Genomic DNA, 18,816 nt, shown 5'->3' with positions numbered 1-18,816 from the left:
GTTGCGGAGAATGTGAGTGGCTGCTCAAGCAAGCAACCGCGCCTCACACCAGGACCTTGCCGTTGGAGTCGATTGCCGTTCCAATATCTTCATCGGTGACGTCGGTGCCGAGCAGCATCTCGTTGTGCGCCTTGCCCGAGGGGATCATCGGGAAGCAGTTGGCGAGGCTGACCACGCGGCAGTCAAAAATCACCGGCTTGTCGATGCGGATCATCTCCTCGATAGCGTCGTCGAGGTCGGCCGGCTTGGAGCAGCGGATACCCACCGCGCCATAGGCCTCGGCCAGACGCACGAAGTCGGGTTGCGAGTCGACGTAGGAGTGGCTGAGCCGGTTGCCGTGCAACAGCTGCTGCCACTGGCGCACCATGCCCATGTACTGGTTGTTGAGGATGAACGCCTTGACCGGCGCATTGTGCTGCACCGCCGTCGACAGCTCCTGGATATTCATCTGGATCGAGGCGTCGCCGGCGATGTCGATCACCAACGAACCGGGATGGGCGAGCTGGGTGCCGATCGCCGCCGGCAGGCCGTAACCCATGGTGCCGAGGCCACCCGACGTCATGAAGCGGTTCGGCTCGTCGAAATGATAATACTGCGCCGCCCACATCTGGTGCTGACCCACCTCGGTGGTGATGTAGGTGTCACGGCCCTTTGTCAGCTCGAACAACCGCTCGATGGCATATTGCGGCATGATCGCCTCGGCCGAGTGCCGATAGGTGAGGCATTTCCTGGCCCGCCAGCCGTCGATCAGCTTCCACCAGGCGGCATGCGCCGCCTTGTCCTGCACCGGCTTGCGGGCATTCCAGGCGGCCATCATGTCTTCGAGCACCGAGCCGACGTCGCCGACGATCGGCAGGTCGACCACGACGTTCTTGTTGATCGACGACGGGTCGATGTCGATGTGGATCTTCTTGGAGTTGGGCGAGAAGGCGTCGATACGGCCGGTGATGCGGTCGTCAAAGCGCGCGCCGATGCACACCATCACGTCGCAGTCGTGCATCGCGAGATTGGCTTCGTAGGTGCCGTGCATGCCCAGCATGCCGAGCCAGTTCTTGCCCGACGCCGGATAGGCGCCAAGGCCCATCAGCGTCGATGTCACCGGGAAACCGGTCAGCTTGACGAGGTCGCGGAGCAGCGCCACCGCCTTCGGACCGGAGTTGATGACGCCACCGCCAGTATAGAGGACCGGCTTCTTGGCGGCGGCCATCAACTCGACGGCCTCGCGAATGGTCGCATCCGGGGCCTTCACCGCCGGGTGATACTGCGTCAGCGACTTGCCCTTGCAGTTCTCGTAGGTGCCGGTCTGGAACTGGATGTTCTTGGGGATGTCAACCAGAACCGGGCCGGGACGGCCGGTGGTGGCGATGCGGAAGGCCTCGTGCAGGATGGCCGGCAGATCCTCGATGCGGCGGACCAGCCAGTTATGCTTGGTGCAGGGCCGCGTAATGCCGACCGTGTCGGCCTCCTGGAAGGCGTCGGTGCCGATCAGCGTCGTCGGCACCTGGCCGGTGATGCAGACCATCGGGATCGAATCGAGCAGCGCGTCGGTCAGCGCCGTCACCATGTTGGTGGCGCCGGGGCCGGAGGTGGCGAGCGCCACGCCGACTTTGCCGGTCGAGCGGGCATAGCCCTCGGCGGCGTGGCCGGCGCCCTGCTCGTGACGGACGAGGACGTGGCGAACCTCTTCCTGCTGGAACAGCTCGTCGAAGATCGGCAGCACCGCGCCGCCGGGGTAACCGAAAATCGTGTCGACGCCCTGATCGATCAGCGCCTGGATGACCATTTCCGCGCCTGTCATCTGCCGTGTCATCGCCTGTTACCTCAAGCTCTCGTCCCGTCGTCCGGGCAATATTTGCGTTTTTCGGGTAATAAAAAAGGCCCCGCTAGGGACCCGATTTCCGCGCACCATGAGTAATCGGCAGGCCTCAGGAAGAGACCTCCGCCACGGTGCGCCATCTAAGTACTACGAGAAGCAAACGCATGCCGCCCTCTGGTTCAATCGCCGGGAACACCCCCGGAATGGCCGGCAAATTACCGGCCGCCGGCTGACAGGTCAAGAGCCTATTTCATTCGTTGCGCGATATCATCCGCCACAGCAACAAAATGTCGCGACGACGCCGGATCAAGGCGCGGCCAATCGGCCATCTGATTGCGGAACCAGGTTTCCTGGCGTTTGGCATATTGCCGAGTCGCTGTTATGGCCGCCTCGACCGCCTCTTCGACGGGAAGTTCACCCCGAGCCGCCGCGATCATTTCCGGCACGCCGATCGCCTTCATGGCCGGCAAAGCCGGATCGAGCCGGAGGGCGGCAAAGGCCCGCGCTTCGTCGAGCCCACCGCTCGCCGCCATGGCCCGGAAGCGTTCGTCGATGCGCGCATGCAGCCAGTCGCGCTCCGGCGCCATGACGACATGAGCGATATGTCCGCCCGAGATCAGCGGCCGCGAGCGCGTCTCCTGCCATTCCGACAGCGGTCGTCCCGTGCTGTCGGCCACTTCCAGCGCCCTCAGAACCCGCTGCGTATCATTGGGATGCAGGCGGCCGTAGAGCACAGGATCGACGACGGCCAATTCCTTATGCAGCGCCGCCGCGCTCGTCGTTTGCGCCCGCTCGCGCCAGAAGGCGCGCACCCGCTCGTCGATCGGCGGCACGTCGGAGAGGCCCTGGGTCATCGCATTGAAATAGAGGCCGGTGCCACCGACGATCACCGCCGGCTGCCTCACGATCGCGATCAGAGTCTTTTCGAGATCATCCAGATAGCTGGCAACGGTATAGCCATCGCCGCTGCCGATATGGCCATAAAGGCGGTGCGGCGCCCTCGCCTCGTCCTCTTGCGTCGGTCGCGCCGTCAGGATGCGCAATTCGCGATAGACCTGCATCGAATCGGCGTTGATCACCACGCCGCCGCAGCGCTCGGCGATCGCCAACGCCAGAGCCGACTTGCCGCTCGCCGTCGGGCCGGCTATCAGAACCGCGCGTCTTTCTCCCGTCTCCGCCGTCACGCCTGGAGCCTCCCATGTCGCTCGTCGCAACGCTTGTCTCATCTCCGACCGATCCGCAAGTGACCGATAGCCTGATCACCGCCGTGTCACGGCGGCTGGGCGGCGACGCTCACAAGGTGCTGGCCGAAGGGATCGCCGCCGATATCGCCGTCGGCGACTATCTCTCCCGGAGCGAGGCGGTGCACCGCGTTGCCGAGGTGGTGGGCGAAGCCGCCGTCGATTTCGCCGTCCTTCCCGTCAAGGGGCGGCGCAAGAAGCTGCTGGTTGCCGACATGGACAGCACCATGATCGGCCAGGAATGCATCGACGAACTCGCTGCTTTCGTCGGTCTTAAGGAACATGTCTCGGCCATCACCGAGCGGGCGATGCGCGGCGAGATCGCTTTCGAACCGGCGCTGCGCGAACGGGTCGGCCTGTTGAAGGGGCTCGACATCGGCGTTGTCAACGAAGTGCTCCGCGAGCGCATCACACTGACGCCGGGCGGCCGCGAGCTGATCGGCACCATGAAGGCCCACGGCGCCTATACCGCTCTAGTTTCCGGCGGTTTCACCCTGTTCACCGATCGCATTCGCGACATGATCGGTTTCAACGAGGATCGCTCCAACTGCCTGATGACCGAGAGCGGCCGGCTCTCCGGCCTGGTCGCTGAACCGATCCTCGGCAAGGAGGCCAAGCTCGCCACGTTGATCGAACTCAGGAACGCGCGCGGCTTGGCCCATCACGAGACGGTGGCGATCGGCGACGGCGCCAACGATCTCGACATGATCAACGAAAGCGGCCTCGGCGTCGCCTTCCACGCCAAGCCAAAGGTGGCGGCGGCGGCCGAAGTCTCCATCCGCTACGCTGATCTTACGGCTGTGCTCTACCTGCAGGGCTTCGCCAGGGAAGAGTTTGCGGCGGTTTAGCCGCCCATCACCCACATCCGCACCGGGTTGGCCGGATCGGCCAAGAGGCGGATGGCGAGACCGATGCAGGTGATCACCAGGAGCGGCCGGATGACTTTGGCGCCGCCCCGGACGGCCAGCCGCGAGCCGATCTGCGCGCCGAGGAACTGGCCGACGCCCATGACGAGGCCGGGCTTCCAGAACACCACGCCTGACAGCAGGAACACCAGGAAGCCACCGACGTTGCTCGCAAAATTGAGCAGCTTGGTATGCGCCGTCGCCTTCAGCAGGCCGAAGCCGGCCAGCGACACGAAGCCCAGCATGAAGAATGAGCCGGTGCCCGGCCCGAACAGGCCGTCGTAGCAACCGATCACCGGTACGAAAGTCAGCGTGAACAGGAAAGGCGTCATGCGGGCATGGCGGTCCTGATCGTTGAGGCCGCGCTTGAAGGCGAAATAGACGGCAATGGCGATCAGCATGATGGGCATGGCAATCCTGAGCCAGTCGCCCGGCAGCACCGTGGCAAGCAGCGCCCCCAGTATGGCGCCGGCGCCCGACATCAGCGCCATCGGCAACTGGGAACGCAGATCGACCTGCCCGGCCCGCGTATAGGCCAGCGTCGCCGATGCCGAGCCGAACAGCGATTGCAGCTTGTTGGTTCCGAGCGACTGGATCGGCGAGAAGCCGGCCAGCATCAGCGCCGGCACGGTGATGAGACCGCCACCTCCGGCGATCGAATCGATGAAGCCGGCGACGAGGGCGGCAAAGAACAGCGCCGTCAGAAGATGCAGGGAAAGGTCGACCAAGATGCGCTCGGAAGGATCAGGAGGAAACGGCGCCATCTGGCGCGGTGAGGTCGGCGAGCACGGATACGCGAACGGCGCTCGCCAGATTGCGGGCACCGCGCGTTCGGTCGATGTCGAGAACGAAGGCTGAAAGACTTTGGCCGCGCCGCTCGGCAAGCCGCTCGGCCGCCGCCCAGAACTCCGGCTCCAGCGCCAGGCTGGTTCGGTGTCCGGCCAGCGACAACGACCGTTTGACGTTCATGTCGACGAATCCGAATCCGGATCGGCCGGAGACTCCAGGCGATGACCATCGAGCCGCCGCGTCTCCAGCGCATCCTGCGCCTGAGTCGTCAGCTTTTCCACCTTGCCGCGGCCGAACTTGGCGCGGTTCTCCGCCGCCTCGCCCTCGCGGCGACGGCGATCGCGATCCTTGCGCGCCCGGCGGAGGTTGACGACGTCGCTCATCGCCAGCTCAGGGCTTCTTGCGGAAGGCGTCGAGCGAAATCACCGTCGGCCCCTTGGACTCACCCTCCGGCTTGTCCTCGACCTTCGGCTCTTCGGGCTTTTTCGCCGCCTCGCCTGGCTTGGCCGGCTTGACCGCCGGCGCCTTGGCTGCCGCGGGGCGTGGCGCGATCTTCGGCTCGTCGCTTGCCGGGCCGATCGCCTTGAGCGGACCTTCCTCGGGCATGTCGGCGGCGTTGCCGCTCTCGTCGACCAGCGGGAACTGCACCGCGAATTCCACCGAGGGATCGAAGAAGCCGCGAACCGATGCGAACGGTACCACCAACTTTTCCGGCACGCCGGAGAAGGAAAGGCCGATTTCGAAACTCGTCTCGTTGACCAGCAGCTCCCAATACTGGTGCTGGATGACGATGGTCATCTCGTCCGGGTAGCGTTCCTTGAGGCGGGCGGAAATCCGCACGCCCGGCGCCCGGGTATCGAAGATGATATAGAAATGATGCTCGCCCGGCAGGCCGGCGTGCGCCACTTCCGCGAGCACCTTCTTCACAAGGCCGCGGAAGGCCTCCTGAGCAAGAACGTCGTAACGGATCATGTCCTTGGGCATTGAGGCTCCGCCTTGAGGAAATCGAGAGGCGCCCAATCGGCCGCGTCATCGCCCTACAGTCTAAAGCATCGGGCGCAAGAGTGTAAACGCCTTCGCGGCGCATCGCGTGAAGCACGTGTGAGATAGAGCAGATCTGAAGAGAATTAAGTGGAGGCTTCTGTTGCCAGGTGCCTCCGAACCCCGCCTGAAAGTGCTACCCCTCAGGACTTGATTCCCAGTTTGGGCACCGCATTACGCGGCGACGGCCACCGGAGCATAGTTGTCATTCGCAACTATAGGTTTAGCCCGATAACGGTGGTACAATGCCGAGTGAAAGAGCCGCCTTTACGCCCCCGTCGATCCTATTTCGCCCCCGCCGAAGGCCTTGCCCACAAAGTGGCTTCACAAGGACTTGGGTGGAGGCGCCGGGTACCGCCCCCGGGTCCGAATGGTTTATTGCGCAGTCCGTTTATCACCGTAGCCGGATTGCTCCGGCAGGAAGACATATAGGGTGAACAGGCCCGTCTGTGAAGAGGCGGCAAACGATCACCCCCAGTATGGGACACCGCCATGCGCGGGCTCGGCTTGACCTCGGGCACTGATGCGGCCGATAGAAGCGCTTGAAACCGGCTTTTCAGTGCCGCGCAACACATCGAACCGGCGAGCCTTCATGTCGCGCCAGCATCGCCCCCGGGTTTACGCTCGCTATTCCCGCCTCGGCGCGTCACGCCTCCGCCGCCAGATTCTGTTTCTGGCCGGGGGCATCGGTGTCGGCATCGCCGCCGTATTGATGGCCCGCGCCGCCGACCTCGCCCAGACGACATTTCGGACCAGCGCGGCATCGATCCCCTGGCTACCGCTTGTCGCAACGCCGGCCGGCTTTGCGCTCTCCTGCTTCCTCGCCCGTCGGCTGTTCCCCGGTTCGCAAGGCAGCGGCATTCCCCAGGTGATCGCCGCTCGCAAGCTGCCACCGGCCGAGCCATCGGAACACCTCGTGTCGCTCAGGATCGCCGGCGGCAAGATCCTTTTGATGCTGCTCGGCCTTCTGGCCGGCGGCTCTCTCGGCCGCGAAGGCCCCACGGTGCAGGTGGGCGCGGCCATCATGCAGGCAGCGGGGCGCTTCGCTTCCATCAACCGATCGTCGTTGCTGCTCGCCGGTGGCGCGGCCGGCGTCGCCGCCGCCTTCAACACGCCGCTGGCCGGCATCGTCTTCGCCATCGAGGAATTGAGCCGCTCCTTCGACAGCAAGGCGAGCGGCATCGTCATCATGACGGTGATGCTAGCCGGCCTGACCGCTCAGATGCTGCTCGGCGACTACACCTATTTCGGCTCGTCCTACGTGACGCTGGCGCCGGGCGTCGCCTGGGTAGCCGTACCTGTCGTCGCCGTCGTCGGCGGCGCGCTTGGCGGCCTGTTCAACCGTTTCAACGTCGCCTGGTCGCGTGGCCTCCCGGGGCCAGCCGGCGCCTTCATCCGCAACCACCCGGTGGTAACAGCCGGCCTTCTCGGCCTGTTGGTCGCCCTCCTCGGCTTTGCCTCGGGCAGCGATGTCAGCGGGACCGGCTACGAGGCGGCGCGCACGGCCATCCACCAGAGCCCGGCCGACATTAGCCTCTGGTACGGCCCGGCCAAGCTGATCGCCACGCTGGTCTCGACGCTGTCCGGCATACCCGGGGGCATCTTCTCACCATCGCTCTCCATCGGCGCAGGCCTTGGGCTCGACGTCGCCCACTTTCTCGACATCAATGCCGCCTCGGCCATCGCGCTGCTCGGCATGTGCGCCTATCTCGCCGGGGTGGTGCAAGCGCCCCTGACATCGGTGGTGATTGTCCAGGAAATGACGCTCAACCATTCCATGCTGCTGCCGCTGATGCTGGTGGCGCTGATCGCAGGCAAGGTGTCCAGCCTCATTGCGCCGGAAGGCGTCTACCACGCCCTGGCGCGCAACTTCGCCGTTACGACGCCATCGGCGGCTGACTCGCCCCGCGACTCCGGCTAGTCTCTTTGCCTCAGTTACAATAGCGGATCGTCATGCAGCAGTATCTCGACCTTCTGAAGCTCATCCTCGACACCGGCACCTCCAAGGAGGACCGCACCGGTACCGGCACACTATCGGTGTTCGGCCACCAGATGCGCTTCAACCTTGCCGACGGCTTCCCTCTGCTGACGACCAAGAAGCTGCACATCAAATCGATCGTCCACGAGCTGATCTGGTTCCTTCAGGGCGATACCAACATCAAATATCTGAAGGACAACGGCGTCTCCATCTGGAACGAGTGGGCCGACGAGCGCGGCGATCTCGGCCCCGTCTATGGTCACCAGTGGCGCTCATGGCCGACGCCCGACGGCGGCACCATCGACCAGATCGCCGAGGTACAGGAGACCATTCGCCGCAATCCCGATTCGCGCCGCATGATCGTCACCGCCTGGAACCCCGCCGATGTGCCGAAGATGGCGCTGCCACCCTGCCACCTGCTGATCCAGTTTTATGTCGCGAACGGTCGCCTATCCTGCCAGATGTATCAGCGTTCGGCCGACGTCTTCCTCGGCGTGCCGTTCAACATCGCCTCCTATGCGCTGCTCACCGCCATGATGGCGCGGGCGACCGGCCTGGAGCCGGGCGACTTCGTGCACACGCTCGGAGACGCCCATCTCTACCGCAACCATCTCGATCAAGCCCGCCTGCAGCTGACGCGCGCGCCGCGCGCTCTTCCGACGCTGAAGCTCGCCGAAGGGATTAGCGACGTTCGCGATTTCCGATTCGAGCACGTGATGATCGAAGGCTATGATCCTCATCCGCATATCAAGGCCGAGGTCGCCGTATGAAGAAACCGTCCACCGTCGCGATCGCCGCTTTGCTGGCAGGCCTGCCCACCTTGGCCCATGCCAATGACACCATGGCGGAGCTGGCGGCCGGCGGCCTGACCTTCGTTTCGGCGGACGACGTCACCATGCAGAGCGAGGATCTTTACATCTCGCCGAAGCAGGTGCGCGTCGACTATGTCTTCCACAACGGTGGTGACCGCGACCGGACGACGGTGGTCGCCTTCCCAATGCCGGATATCGAGGGCAGCGGTGACTTCATCGTGTCGGTGCCCAATCCAGACTCCGACAATTTCATGAACTTCTCGGTGGCCGTCGATGGCAAAGCCGTCACGCCGAACGTCGACCGTCATGCCTTCGCCGTCGATGTCGACGTCACCCAGGAGCTCACCGACCATAATATTCCACTGCTACCGTTCGGCAACTCCACCAGCCAGGCTCTCGCCGGCCTGCCGAAGGATCTGGTCGCCGACTGGATCGAGCGCGGCATCATCATCCCGATCGACTATGATGACGGCAACGGCTGGAAGACCGACTACGTACCGGTGTGGAAGCTGAAGACCACTTACTGGTGGCGCACCACATTCCCGGCCGGCCGCGACATGCGCGTCGCCCACCGCTACACACCGAGCATTGGCGCCACGGCCGGCCTCAACTTCATCGGCTCCGACGAGAATGCCCCGTTCACCGGCGAGGATTTCGACAGGGAAAAGCAGCGTTACTGCTTCGACGAGAGCTTCATTCAGGCGGTTACCAATCACCTCGACGCCGCCAAGACCCAGGATTCCTATCTCCAGGAGAGCTGGATTTCTTACGTGCTCACCACCGGCGCCAACTGGGGTGGCACGATCGGGCACTTTCATCTGACGGTCGACAAGGGAGATCCCGACGCGTTGGTTTCCTTCTGCGGCGATGGCGTCAAGAAGACAGGCCCAACCACCTTCGAGCTGACCGCCGATGACTTCTACCCCGAGCGCAACATCGACATCGCGCTGATCGGCCGCCCAACCGACTGAGACGGACGGCGCCGCATTGGCCTAATACCGAGATGCATTGAAATGCCTCTTGGTATTCTGCTTGCCGATTTCTCATGCCCTTGATGCAAATAAGAAATCGGCAATGGCCTCAATGAGCGGATGCGTCAGCGTCTTCGCGAATTGGTTTAAACGGATATCGCCAAAGAAAACGGCCGGCCCCACCTGGGACCGGCCGTCATTTTATTGGAAATGACTGCTTCGATCAGTCGATCTTCACCGCGATGAAGCGCAGATCGCCGCCGGCGTTGGAGACCAGGAGCAGCACCGACTTGCGGCCCATCGCCTTCTGCTTTTCGACGGTCTTGGCGACGTCTTCCGGAGAGAGCACCTCTTCCTGCGCCACCTCGACGATCAGGTCGCCCGCGACGATGCCCTTTTCGGCCGCCGCGCTCGCCGCATCGACACCGGCGACCAGGACACCCCTGACCTCGGCGTTGAAGTGGTACTTTTCACGGGCACCGTCATCGAGGGCACCAAGCGTCAATCCAAGGATTTCCGTTTGGTTCTTCGGCGGTTCCGCCTTGGGCTCCTCGGCCTTCGCGGCGGCAACCTTCTCGCTTTCATCAAGGCGACCGAGCGTCACGGGAAGCGTCAGCTCCTTACCCTTGCGGATCAGCTTGATCGGCACTTCCTTGCCGACCGCCGTGTTGGCGACGAGGCGTGGCAGCTCGCGCATGGTCTTGATGGGGTGTCCGTCGAAGGCGACGATAACGTCGCCCGGCTCGACCTTGGCCACCGCCGCCGGTCCACCCTCCGTCACACCGGCAACCAGAGCCCCCTGCGGACTGGCGATGCCGAGACTTTCGGCCAGATCGTCGGTCACTTCCTGAATGTTGACGCCGAGCCAGCCACGATGGGTCTCACCGAACTCACGCAGCTGATCGACGACGCCGATGGCGATCTCCGAGGGGATGGCGAAACCGATGCCGATCGAACCGCCCGACGGCGAGATGATGGCGGTATTGATGCCGATCACCTCACCCACCTCGTTGAACAGCGGGCCGCCGGAGTTGCCCCGGTTGATGGCCGCGTCCGTCTGGATGTAGTTGTCGTAGGGGCCGGAATTGATGTCGCGATTGCGCGCCGAGATGATGCCGGTGGTCACCGTGCCACCGAGGCCGAACGGGTTGCCGATCGCCATCACCCAATCGCCGACGCGCATGTGTTCGCTGTCGCCGAATTTCACGGCGGTGAGCGGCTTGTCCGGCTTGACGCGCAGAACAGCCAGATCGGTCTTGGCATCATGACCGACCAGTTCGGCCTTCAGCTTGGTGCCGTCGGAGAAGTTGGCGACTATTTCGTCGGCATCCTCGATCACATGATTGTTTGTGATGATGATGCCGGAGGGATCGATGACGAAGCCCGACCCGAGCGACTGGACCTTGTGCGGATCGCCGCTTTCGCCGCCACCGCCACCGCCCTCGTCACCGCCATCGCCGTTATCGGTGCCATTGTCGGCGCCGCTATTATCGCCGCTGCCGTTGCCCTTGTTGTTGCCGTTCTTGTCGAAGAATTCGTCGAAGAAATTCTGGAAGGGAGAGCCCTCCGGCACCTGCGGCAGCGGCACCTGCCGTGTCTCCGCCACCGTCTGCGTGGTCGAAATATTCACCACCGCCCCAAGCAGCTTCTCGGCGAGATCGGCAACCGAAGCCGGTCCCTGCTCGGCAGCGGCAGGCCCGGCACCCGAAAGGGCGAGCGCCGCCGCGAGCGTCAGTGCCGCGAGGCCCGGTCCGCGTCGCCATCCGGCACCCGGCACTGTCCTGTTCCATGAGACCATAAGGTCTTCCTCCCCTGGCGCGTCGACCCGAGAAACGGCAGGCTTCTCGGAGACCGCGGACACTAAAACAAAAGCCGATAACAAAAGCCGAAGGGCCTTGCCGCGAAGAGCGCGATCAACCGATCGCGCCAACGCATTCGGCAAATGTCATAATCCGTTTCACGGATGGAGACAAACCCCGCCAGTACGCCGAGGGGGGTGGCGAGGCGGTGTTATCCGCCCCGCACCGCCCAGACCACGGCGACGCCGGCCGCCATGGCTGCGACGCCGCCGATCCTGAGCCAGAAGTCAGATGCCTCGAGCATCTGGCGGATGCCCTTGCGCATCAGGGAAGGGGCTGCCGCGTAGAGCAGCCCCTCGAGGACGGCCATCAGGCCGACAGCGACCAGGAAGTCGTTCAAAGCGGCCTCACGGCTGGACCTGAGCGGCCGGTGTAGACACCTGCGGCAGAGACCCGGCCGGTCCGCGGAAGTAGCGGAAGAAGTCCGAGTCCGGCTTCAGCAGCATGGTCGTGCCGCTGGTCAGCGATGCCGTGTAGGCCTGCATCGAGCGATAGAACTCGAAGAAGTTCTTGTCGGCGCCATAGGCCTCCGCGAAGATGCGGTTGCGTTCGGCGTCGCCCTCACCGTGCAGGATATCAGCGTCGCGCCGCGCCTCGGCAAGCAGCACCGTCGCCTGACGGTCGGCTTCGGCGCGGATACGGGCAGCTTCCTGCGTACCCTCGGCCCTGAGTTCCGCCGCCTCGGCCAGACGCTCCGAACGCATGCGGTCGTAGGTCTGCTCGAGGACGTTGTTCGGCAGCTCGGTGCGGCGGATCCTGAGTTCGACGATGTCGAAGCCGAGGTTGGCCGCTTCCGGACGGACGAAGTCCGCCACTTCCTTCATCATCGCCGCGCGTTCCTCCGACAGGGCATCGCCGAACGAGCGCGTGCCGTAGACACGGCGCAACGCCGAATCGAGCCGGGTCCTCAGCCGCGTCTCGGCCAACGCCATGTTGCCGGTGACGCTTTCGCGGAAGGCCTTCACATCGGTGATGCGGAAGGCGGCGAAGGCGTCCACGACATACTGGCGACTGTCGCGAACCTGCACGACGTTGTTGTCGATCTCGATCGTGTTGAGACGCTTGTCGACGATCTGGACCGTGTCGACCATGTTGGTCGGCAGTTTGAAGTAGATCCCTGGATCGGTGATCACCCGCTGGATTTCGCCGAAGCGAAGCTGGATGGCCTGATCGCGCTCGGTGACGATGAACGTCGACGAATAGACGACCAGCGCGAGAACCACGAAAACAATCAGGACGAAGGGCAAAGCGATCGTGCGCATCACTGGGCGGCTCCCGTGTTCGAGGGGGTCGTCGGACGCCCGACTTCGGGCAGCGGCAGATAAGGCAGCACGCCCTGCGTGGTCCCGCTGTCCAGGATCACCTTGTTGGTCTTGGAGAACACGTCCTCCATGGTCTCAAGATAGATGCGCTCGCGCGTGATATCGGGAGACTTGACGTACTGCTGGTAGACCGATGTGAAACGCTGCGCACCACCGGTCGCCTCGGCGATCACCTGGTCACGATAGCCGAGCGCCGCCTCGCGGATCTGCGAAGCCTCGCCGCGCGCCTCGCCGAGCCGCTTGTTGGCATAGGCCTGAGCGTCCTGCTTGAACTTGTCCTGGTCCTGCTGGGCGCGCTGCACTTCGCCAAAGGCGTCCTGCACTTCGAGCGGCGGATCGGCGCGGGTGACGTTGACCGTCGTGATGGACACACCAGCGTCATAGGCGTCGAGCGTCTGCTGAATGCGTTCGCGAACCGCCGTCTGGGCCACTTCGCGGCCGGTGGTACGGAACTCGTCGGCTCGCGTGCGGCCGACCACTTCTCGCATCACCGATTCCGAGACCTTGCGGACGAGATCCGGCTGGTTGGCAACGCGGAACAAGTACTTCAAGGGGTCGGAAATACGCCAGAGCACCGAGAATTCGACGCTGACAAGGTTCTGGTCGCCCGACAGCATGATGGAATCATTACCGGCCGCCGCGGCGCCGCCCATCACTTCCTGGTTTTCCGTGCGGATAGCCGGCGTCTCGACCTGCTCGATCGGCCAGAAGGCGAAGTGGATGCCCGGCTCGTTGAGCTCCGGCTTGACCTTGCCGAACAGCAGCTCCACGCCCACTTCGTCCGGCTGGACGACGTAGATGCTCTGATAGAGCCAGAAGCCGACGGCGGCGATGGCGATCAGCGGCAGCGCCGTCATGATACCCGTGGGCTCGCCCGGTCCGGACCGGCCACCACCGGGAAAGAGACGACGGATCTTGTCCTGTCCACGCCGGAGCAATTCTTCGAGATCGGGGGGCTCGTTACCACCACCCTGCGGTCCCCGGGGCGGCTGCCCCCACGGTCCATTGCCGCCGCCTTTCCAGCCGCCGCCACCACTCTGATTGCTCCAGGGCATATGGGTCCCTTCCTCCGAACATAAAAATTTGAAGCGTTCCAAATCGATCAGGCAATGCTGCCCAATCGGGAAACGCTCCGGCTTCTTCTGGCGCGGCGATCATAGGAGGCAAGCCCCCTGTCATCAATGCGCATACAGATGAACCGCCATTTGGGGTGTGTGGCGTCGCCGATCAACCGTCTGTGAGCGATTCTTTCGATAAGGATCAGCGACGCCGAGCCCAGGTCTCGAATATCGCGTCCGCGCTGTCGCGCTCGCCGCGCACCATCGGCTCGGCGGCGGTCAAAGTCCACAGCTCCGGATCGATCGACGGAAAATGAGTATCGCCCTCCGGCGAAACGGCGATGCGGGTGACGAACAACCGATCGGCGCGCCCGATCGCCGCCGCGTAGATCGCGCCACCGCCGGCAACCACAAAGGACGGAGCGCCCTTGGCCTCGGCGCTCGCCGCCGCCGCATCGAGCGCGGCGTCGAGATCGCCGAGCACCGCGATTCCGTCCGATTTGAACGCCGGATCGCGCGACACCACGAAAGTCTCCCGCCCCGGCAACGGGCGACCGATCGACTCGTATGTCTTGCGGCCCATCACCATGGGACGGCCAAGCGTCAGCTTCTTGAAATACTTGAGGTCCGTCGACAGATGCCAGGGCATGTCGCCGTCGCGGCCGATCACGCCATTTTCAGCCATGGCGACGACGATATCGAGCAGTGGCCGGCTCATGGGCATTCCTTCGCCAGCTTCTCGATCGCCTCGCGCCCCATGCGCACCGGCACCCAGCTGTCATTGAGCGGCGCGCCCATCGCCGCGTAGAAATCGATGGCCGACTTGTTCCAGTCGAGCACCGTCCATTCGAACCTGCCGAGCCCCTCATCGACGCAGCGGCGAGCGAGCCGGGCGAGCAGCGCCTTGCCAACGCCCTGCCCGCGCGCGGTCGGATCGACGAAGATGTCCTCAAGATAGAGTCCATGCCGGCCGAGGAAGGTCGAAAAGGAATAGAACCAGACGGCGATGCCGGCCGGTTTGTCGCCGATGAAGCCAAGTTCGCAGAAGACGCGCGGGTGGTCGGAGAAGAAGGCCGCCGCGTAATCCTCGGGCGTCGCCACCATCTTCTCCGACAGGTTCTCATAGGCGGCAAGCGAACGAATGAAACCGGCGATGATCTCGATATCATCAGCCGTAGCGGGTCGGGTGGTCGGCTTGGGGCGACGATGGCGTCCTGGGCGGTCGCTGGATGGGCTCATGGCGCAGTCCCCGTCACGCCGCCGGGCGGCAGGCCGACGTCGGCGCTGGGCAATTGCTTCAGCTTGGCGCCGGGCTGGGTGGGGGCCGTCGATCCATTCTCCAGGATTTTTCCAATGGCATCGAGCGGATCGACACCGGTGGACTTTTCCACCTTCGCCTTTTGCGCGGCAAGCAATGCCGCCGCCTTGGCCTTCTCGGCAAGCGCCGCCGCGGCGGCCCGCTGGCGCGCTTCCAGCATCAGCTGATTGCGGCGATCGATCGTCTCGCGATCGCGCTGCACCTGCCGCGACAAAAGCTCGCGCTCGAGAATATCGGCCTGCATGGTCAGCACGCGTTGCGTCTCTTTCTCAAGAGCGCGGATGCCGAGATAGGACGCAAAGCCAGTCACATCGATGCTGCGGGAAGGATCGTCGATCGGCCCCTTGAACAGCACCGACACCTGCGGCACGCCACCGCCGACCGCCGCGTCATCTCCGTCAAGGGACAGGCGCCATTCGCTGTCGACGCTCAGGCGGGCAAGGTCCACGGTCGCCGAGCCAGAGGTCGCGCCATCCTTGCTCGCAACGACGATGTTCGGCGCCCTGAGCGTGCCGCCGGCCAGCGTGAAGGCGGCATCGAGCCGGTCGAAAGCCAGATCGCCCATGTCGACATTGTCGGTAAAGGCCTGCCGGATGCGATCCTCGCTGAGTTCCTTGCCGGCATCCGCCAGGCGGATGACCTGGTCGAAGGCGCGTGTCGTCATGTGGGCGAGCCGGCCGTTTTGAAGCGAGAAGCTACCACCACCGGTCAGCGACGACATCCAGCCGGCCAGCGTCCGGCCCGTGGCGTTGACCTGGGCATCGACGCTGAAGGCACCGGTCACCATCGGTCGATCATCGCGCCGCCAGGCGAACTCCTCGGCCGCCGCGCCGTCGAGGCGCAAGGTGCCGGACACGCCGGCGGTCCCATCGAGATCGCGCTTGATCATCAGGTCGCCGGAGAGCTTGCCCCCGGCCAGCGTCGCCTGGATGCCGTCGAGCCCCGTGCCGGAGGCGTTGCTGGCCAGCGACAGCGACACGCCCTTCGCCGCCGGTCCGCCCTCGATATCGAGACGGCCGAACTTCAGGGCGAGATCGGTATCGAAGCCGTCGATCAGCGCGGCGCCGAACGGCGATTCCGGCCAGGGGTTGCGGCTTTCGACAATCGGGAAATCGAAGGACGCCGGCCCGAGAATGGCCGCGCCGAGGCCGGCGAGCGATCCCTCGTCGAACGAGAGGTTGCCGGTTACCTTCGGCACGTTGGGCGCAAAATCGATGGCGAGATCGCCGACGGTCGGCACCTCGTCGAACTTGCCTTCGATGCGATTGACCAGGACTTTCCGGTTGCCGATCGACAGATGGGCGGCGACGTCGGCCGGCGTCGAACCGATGACGCCCTGCACGATATTGCCCGACAGCACCAGCAGCGAGCCGACGTCCGGCGACTTGAGGTCGAGGTCGAGTTCGGCACTCGGCGCCGCGCCGCGCTTCAGCGTCGCCGCGCCATTGAGCGTCACCTCGGTCGGCCCCATGGCGCCACGCAACACCACGGCGAGGCCGTCCTTCGACTTGCCCATGGCCGACAGCGTCAGGCTGCCGGCGCCCGGCTGGCCAACCTCCGGCACGGAGAGGCCGAATTGGCGCATCAGCTCGGCGCCATCAGGACCGGTGAGGCTGATGTCGGTGGAAATATCGGCGGCATCCCAGGCGTCGACCCGCCCCTTGAAGGCGAGTTCGCCGCGGATGTTGGTGGCAGCGGCGGAGCCGTTCAGCTCCACCCGGAGGTCGGTGCCCTCGCCCGATGCCTTGGCCTGCACCGTGCCCTCCAGACTGGTCGGCCCGAGATGCGAAGCGGCGTCGTGCAGGAAGGCGGTGGCTGGCGAATCGGGAATGAGCGCGCGGGCGAGATCGGCGACGCCGTCCAGCTTTTCGGCCGAAACGCGCATCTGGATCGAGCCATCTGGCGTCGTGGTCACGTCGCGGATGGTACCGGCCGCCGTGACGCGGGCACCGGACAGCGAGCGAACGAAAAGACGGTCGACGTCGAGCGTGGAATCGACCAGCGAGGCCGACACGTCGAAGCCCTCGGCGCGCGCATCACCGGCGATCAGCGCGCCGACGGCCGCCTTGACCACGATATCGGCACCAGCGCCGCCACCCTGCCCCGTCGCGAGGCCGGCAATCGTCTGAACGTCGGACAGCCTCAGCTGATCGGCGTCGAGCGCCATGGTCAGGCGCGGCTTACGGTTGGCCAGGCCGGGAATAAAATCGAGCGAACCGCTGACCTTGCCTTCGTCGAGCCGGGCATCGACGTCTTCCAGCGCCAAACCATCCGCCGAGGCGGCGACCTTGGCCGAAATGCGGAAGGGATCGAGGCCGACTTTTGGCCGGTTGGGCGCCCACCAGGAAATCAGCGTCGCCGGCTGGTCGGAAGCCAGCGTGACTTCTCCATTGAAGCCGATGGTCGGCGCCGTGGCGAGCTGGCCGCTGGCCTTGAGCGACGATTTGCCCGGCAACGTCGCCTCCAGCGTGTCGATGGTCCAACCGGATGAGGCAGTGACCACATCGGCCCGCAGATCGGAAATGATGCTGCCGCCGACCACCACGCCGGGAATGTCGAAACCAACGCGGCCAGGCACGCTCGGCACCGGCAGGCCGGCGATCGCCGCGCCAAAGGCGGTCAGCGCGCCGTCGAAGGACACGGGTTTGTCCGGCCCATCGCCTAGGGTACGGTCGAGATCGATCTGGCGGGCCGATAGCACCGCCTCGAAGCTCGGGACAGCAGCGAGATCCAGCGTCGCGGCGCCGGAAATGGTGAACGGCCGCTCCTCCGCGCCGTAGCGGAACTCCAGCGTCTTGGCGAGCACCGCCCGGTTGGAGACGTCGAGATCGGTGGCCAGCGACCAAGGCAAGGTCGCCTGATCGTCCTTGGCGATGACGCGGTCGAGCGTCGCCTTGCCGGCCCAGGTTGGGCGATGGTTGGCGATCTTCAGCTGGCCATCGAAGTTGGCGACCACCGGATGAGCCGCCGAGCGCACGTTGGCCTTGAGCGTGAAGCCGCCCTTGCCATCGGCGGCGCCGGTTGCCGCCTTGATGGTAAAGGTGTCGCCGCCGGCCCGCGCCGTGCCTTCCACCTTGTAGGGGCCGGCCAGCGCCGAGGCGTCGAGGCGGGCTTGGATACCGTCCACCACCACTGGCTGGCTGTGCCGCGCGTCGGCGATGACGAGACGCCCGTCCTGGATATCGACGCCCGATAGCATCACCCGGCTCGGGTTGATGCCGACACCGCCATCGGCGGCCATCCACTCGAAGGCGCCGTTATCGTCGATGCGAACGTTGAGTTCGGGTTGAACCACTTGCATCTCGGTGACGTGGATTTCGCCCGACAGCAGCGGAAACAGCTCGATTTCCATGTTGAAGCGGCCGACGGTCATCAGCGGCGCGTTGGGGTCGTCGCCGATCACCACATCGGAAAAGGAGAGCGAGGGATAAGGCAGCAGGCTGGCGTCGGCTGTGCCGCGAACGGACACCTTGTGTCCCAGAACGTGCGCCGCCTCCGTCTCGAAAGCGGCCCGATAGGCCGTCCAATCGACAAAAAACGGCCCGACCAGCGCCACGAGAAGCGCCAGGATGACTGTGAATCCGATACCGAAATACAGCGAATTCAGCGTCTTGGCTCCTGTTTACCCATCCTTGGGGCGCCGGCGTCACTCAAGGTCCGCCCCGCTGCCCCGATCGACAATGACGCCGCCCGTGCAAGGTTCGCA

General features: G+C 64.7%; 17 protein-coding genes and 1 other RNA gene. 4 read left to right on the top strand and 14 right to left on the bottom strand.

What is annotated here, in order from left to right; translation table 11 throughout:
- Positions 1-43 precede the first annotated feature (43 nt).
- Complete coding sequence (locus AB6N07_RS12235; protein ID WP_370678077.1) at positions 44-1,810, bottom strand: acetolactate synthase 3 large subunit; 1,767 nt, start codon at positions 1,808-1,810, stop codon at positions 44-46.
- A 251-nt stretch (positions 1,811-2,061) separates the two neighbouring features.
- Positions 2,062-3,000, bottom strand: a complete 939-nt coding sequence (miaA, locus tag AB6N07_RS12230; protein WP_370678076.1) for a tRNA (adenosine(37)-N6)-dimethylallyltransferase MiaA — start codon at positions 2,998-3,000, stop codon at positions 2,062-2,064.
- 14 nt (positions 3,001-3,014) lie between these two features.
- Here miaA and serB point away from each other — a divergent pair, with 14 nt between their 5' ends.
- On the top strand, positions 3,015-3,905 hold the full coding sequence (gene serB / locus AB6N07_RS12225; RefSeq protein WP_370678075.1) for a phosphoserine phosphatase SerB: 891 nt from the start codon (positions 3,015-3,017) through the stop codon (positions 3,903-3,905).
- Here serB and AB6N07_RS12220 read toward each other — a convergent pair.
- From AB6N07_RS12220 to ssrA, 5 genes are all read right to left on the bottom strand, one after another.
- Entirely contained in the window at positions 3,902-4,690 is a 789-nt protein-coding gene (locus AB6N07_RS12220) for a TSUP family transporter (RefSeq protein ID WP_370678074.1), read from the bottom strand. The two genes, serB and AB6N07_RS12220, sit on opposite strands and share 4 nt — an antisense overlap.
- 16 nt (positions 4,691-4,706) lie before the next feature.
- Positions 4,707-4,931 carry a ribbon-helix-helix domain-containing protein gene (locus tag AB6N07_RS12215; RefSeq protein ID WP_370678073.1) on the bottom strand — a complete coding sequence of 75 codons (225 nt, stop codon included), beginning with the start codon at positions 4,929-4,931 and terminating at the stop codon, positions 4,707-4,709.
- Complete coding sequence (locus tag AB6N07_RS12210) at positions 4,928-5,134, bottom strand: DUF4169 family protein (RefSeq protein ID WP_370678072.1); 207 nt, start codon at positions 5,132-5,134, stop codon at positions 4,928-4,930. The genes AB6N07_RS12215 and AB6N07_RS12210 overlap by 4 nt, the downstream gene beginning before the upstream one ends.
- A 7-nt stretch (positions 5,135-5,141) precedes the next feature.
- Positions 5,142-5,735 carry an SspB family protein gene (locus AB6N07_RS12205; protein WP_370678071.1) on the bottom strand — a complete coding sequence of 198 codons (594 nt, stop codon included), beginning with the start codon at positions 5,733-5,735 and terminating at the stop codon, positions 5,142-5,144.
- A 146-nt stretch (positions 5,736-5,881) separates the two neighbouring features.
- Positions 5,882-6,250: a transfer-messenger RNA gene (gene ssrA, locus AB6N07_RS12200) on the bottom strand.
- A 65-nt stretch (positions 6,251-6,315) separates the two neighbouring features.
- Here ssrA and AB6N07_RS12195 point away from each other — a divergent pair.
- Genes AB6N07_RS12195 through AB6N07_RS12185 form a run of 3 tightly spaced genes read left to right on the top strand, consistent with a single transcriptional unit; the run spans position 6,316 to position 9,553 of the window.
- The gene (locus AB6N07_RS12195) at positions 6,316-7,713 is read left to right on the top strand and encodes a chloride channel protein (protein WP_370678070.1); all 1,398 of its coding nucleotides are present in this window, start codon (positions 6,316-6,318) and stop codon (positions 7,711-7,713) included.
- Between the two features lie 32 nt (positions 7,714-7,745).
- Positions 7,746-8,540, top strand: a complete 795-nt coding sequence (locus AB6N07_RS12190) for a thymidylate synthase (protein WP_370678069.1) — start codon at positions 7,746-7,748, stop codon at positions 8,538-8,540.
- A complete protein-coding gene (locus AB6N07_RS12185) occupies positions 8,537-9,553 on the top strand; it encodes a DUF4424 domain-containing protein (RefSeq protein WP_370678067.1) in 1,017 nt (338 codons plus the stop codon). The genes AB6N07_RS12190 and AB6N07_RS12185 overlap by 4 nt, the downstream gene beginning before the upstream one ends.
- Before the next feature lie 223 nt (positions 9,554-9,776).
- On the opposite strand, the gene AB6N07_RS12180 is transcribed toward AB6N07_RS12185, so the two are convergent.
- From AB6N07_RS12180 to AB6N07_RS12150, 7 genes are all read right to left on the bottom strand, one after another.
- Complete coding sequence (locus AB6N07_RS12180; protein ID WP_370678066.1) at positions 9,777-11,351, bottom strand: Do family serine endopeptidase; 1,575 nt, start codon at positions 11,349-11,351, stop codon at positions 9,777-9,779.
- 212 nt (positions 11,352-11,563) lie between these two features.
- On the bottom strand, positions 11,564-11,752 hold the full coding sequence (locus AB6N07_RS12175; RefSeq protein ID WP_370678065.1) for a DUF2065 domain-containing protein: 189 nt from the start codon (positions 11,750-11,752) through the stop codon (positions 11,564-11,566).
- A gap of 7 nt (positions 11,753-11,759) precedes the next feature.
- Positions 11,760-12,674 carry a protease modulator HflC gene (hflC, locus tag AB6N07_RS12170; RefSeq protein WP_370678064.1) on the bottom strand — a complete coding sequence of 305 codons (915 nt, stop codon included), beginning with the start codon at positions 12,672-12,674 and terminating at the stop codon, positions 11,760-11,762.
- Positions 12,674-13,789, bottom strand: coding sequence for an FtsH protease activity modulator HflK (gene hflK, locus AB6N07_RS12165; protein ID WP_370678063.1), 1,116 nt, complete (start codon positions 13,787-13,789; stop codon positions 12,674-12,676). Before hflK ends, hflC begins: the two co-directional genes overlap by 1 nt.
- Before the next feature lie 205 nt (positions 13,790-13,994).
- Positions 13,995-14,510: a dihydrofolate reductase gene (locus tag AB6N07_RS12160; protein ID WP_370678062.1), complete on the bottom strand. Its 516-nt coding sequence runs from the start codon at positions 14,508-14,510 to the stop codon at positions 13,995-13,997.
- Positions 14,507-15,031 carry an N-acetyltransferase family protein gene (locus AB6N07_RS12155; protein ID WP_370678061.1) on the bottom strand — a complete coding sequence of 175 codons (525 nt, stop codon included), beginning with the start codon at positions 15,029-15,031 and terminating at the stop codon, positions 14,507-14,509. Before AB6N07_RS12155 ends, AB6N07_RS12160 begins: the two co-directional genes overlap by 4 nt.
- Positions 15,028-18,696: an AsmA-like C-terminal region-containing protein gene (locus tag AB6N07_RS12150; RefSeq protein WP_370678229.1), complete on the bottom strand. Its 3,669-nt coding sequence runs from the start codon at positions 18,694-18,696 to the stop codon at positions 15,028-15,030. The genes AB6N07_RS12155 and AB6N07_RS12150 overlap by 4 nt, the downstream gene beginning before the upstream one ends.
- Positions 18,697-18,816: the final 120 nt, after the last annotated feature.

The sequence above is a fragment of the Pleomorphomonas sp. PLEO genome, from assembly GCF_041320595.1.
GTDB lineage: Bacteria > Pseudomonadota > Alphaproteobacteria > Rhizobiales > Pleomorphomonadaceae > Pleomorphomonas.
This window is presented reverse-complemented; position numbering and strand designations above follow the sequence as displayed.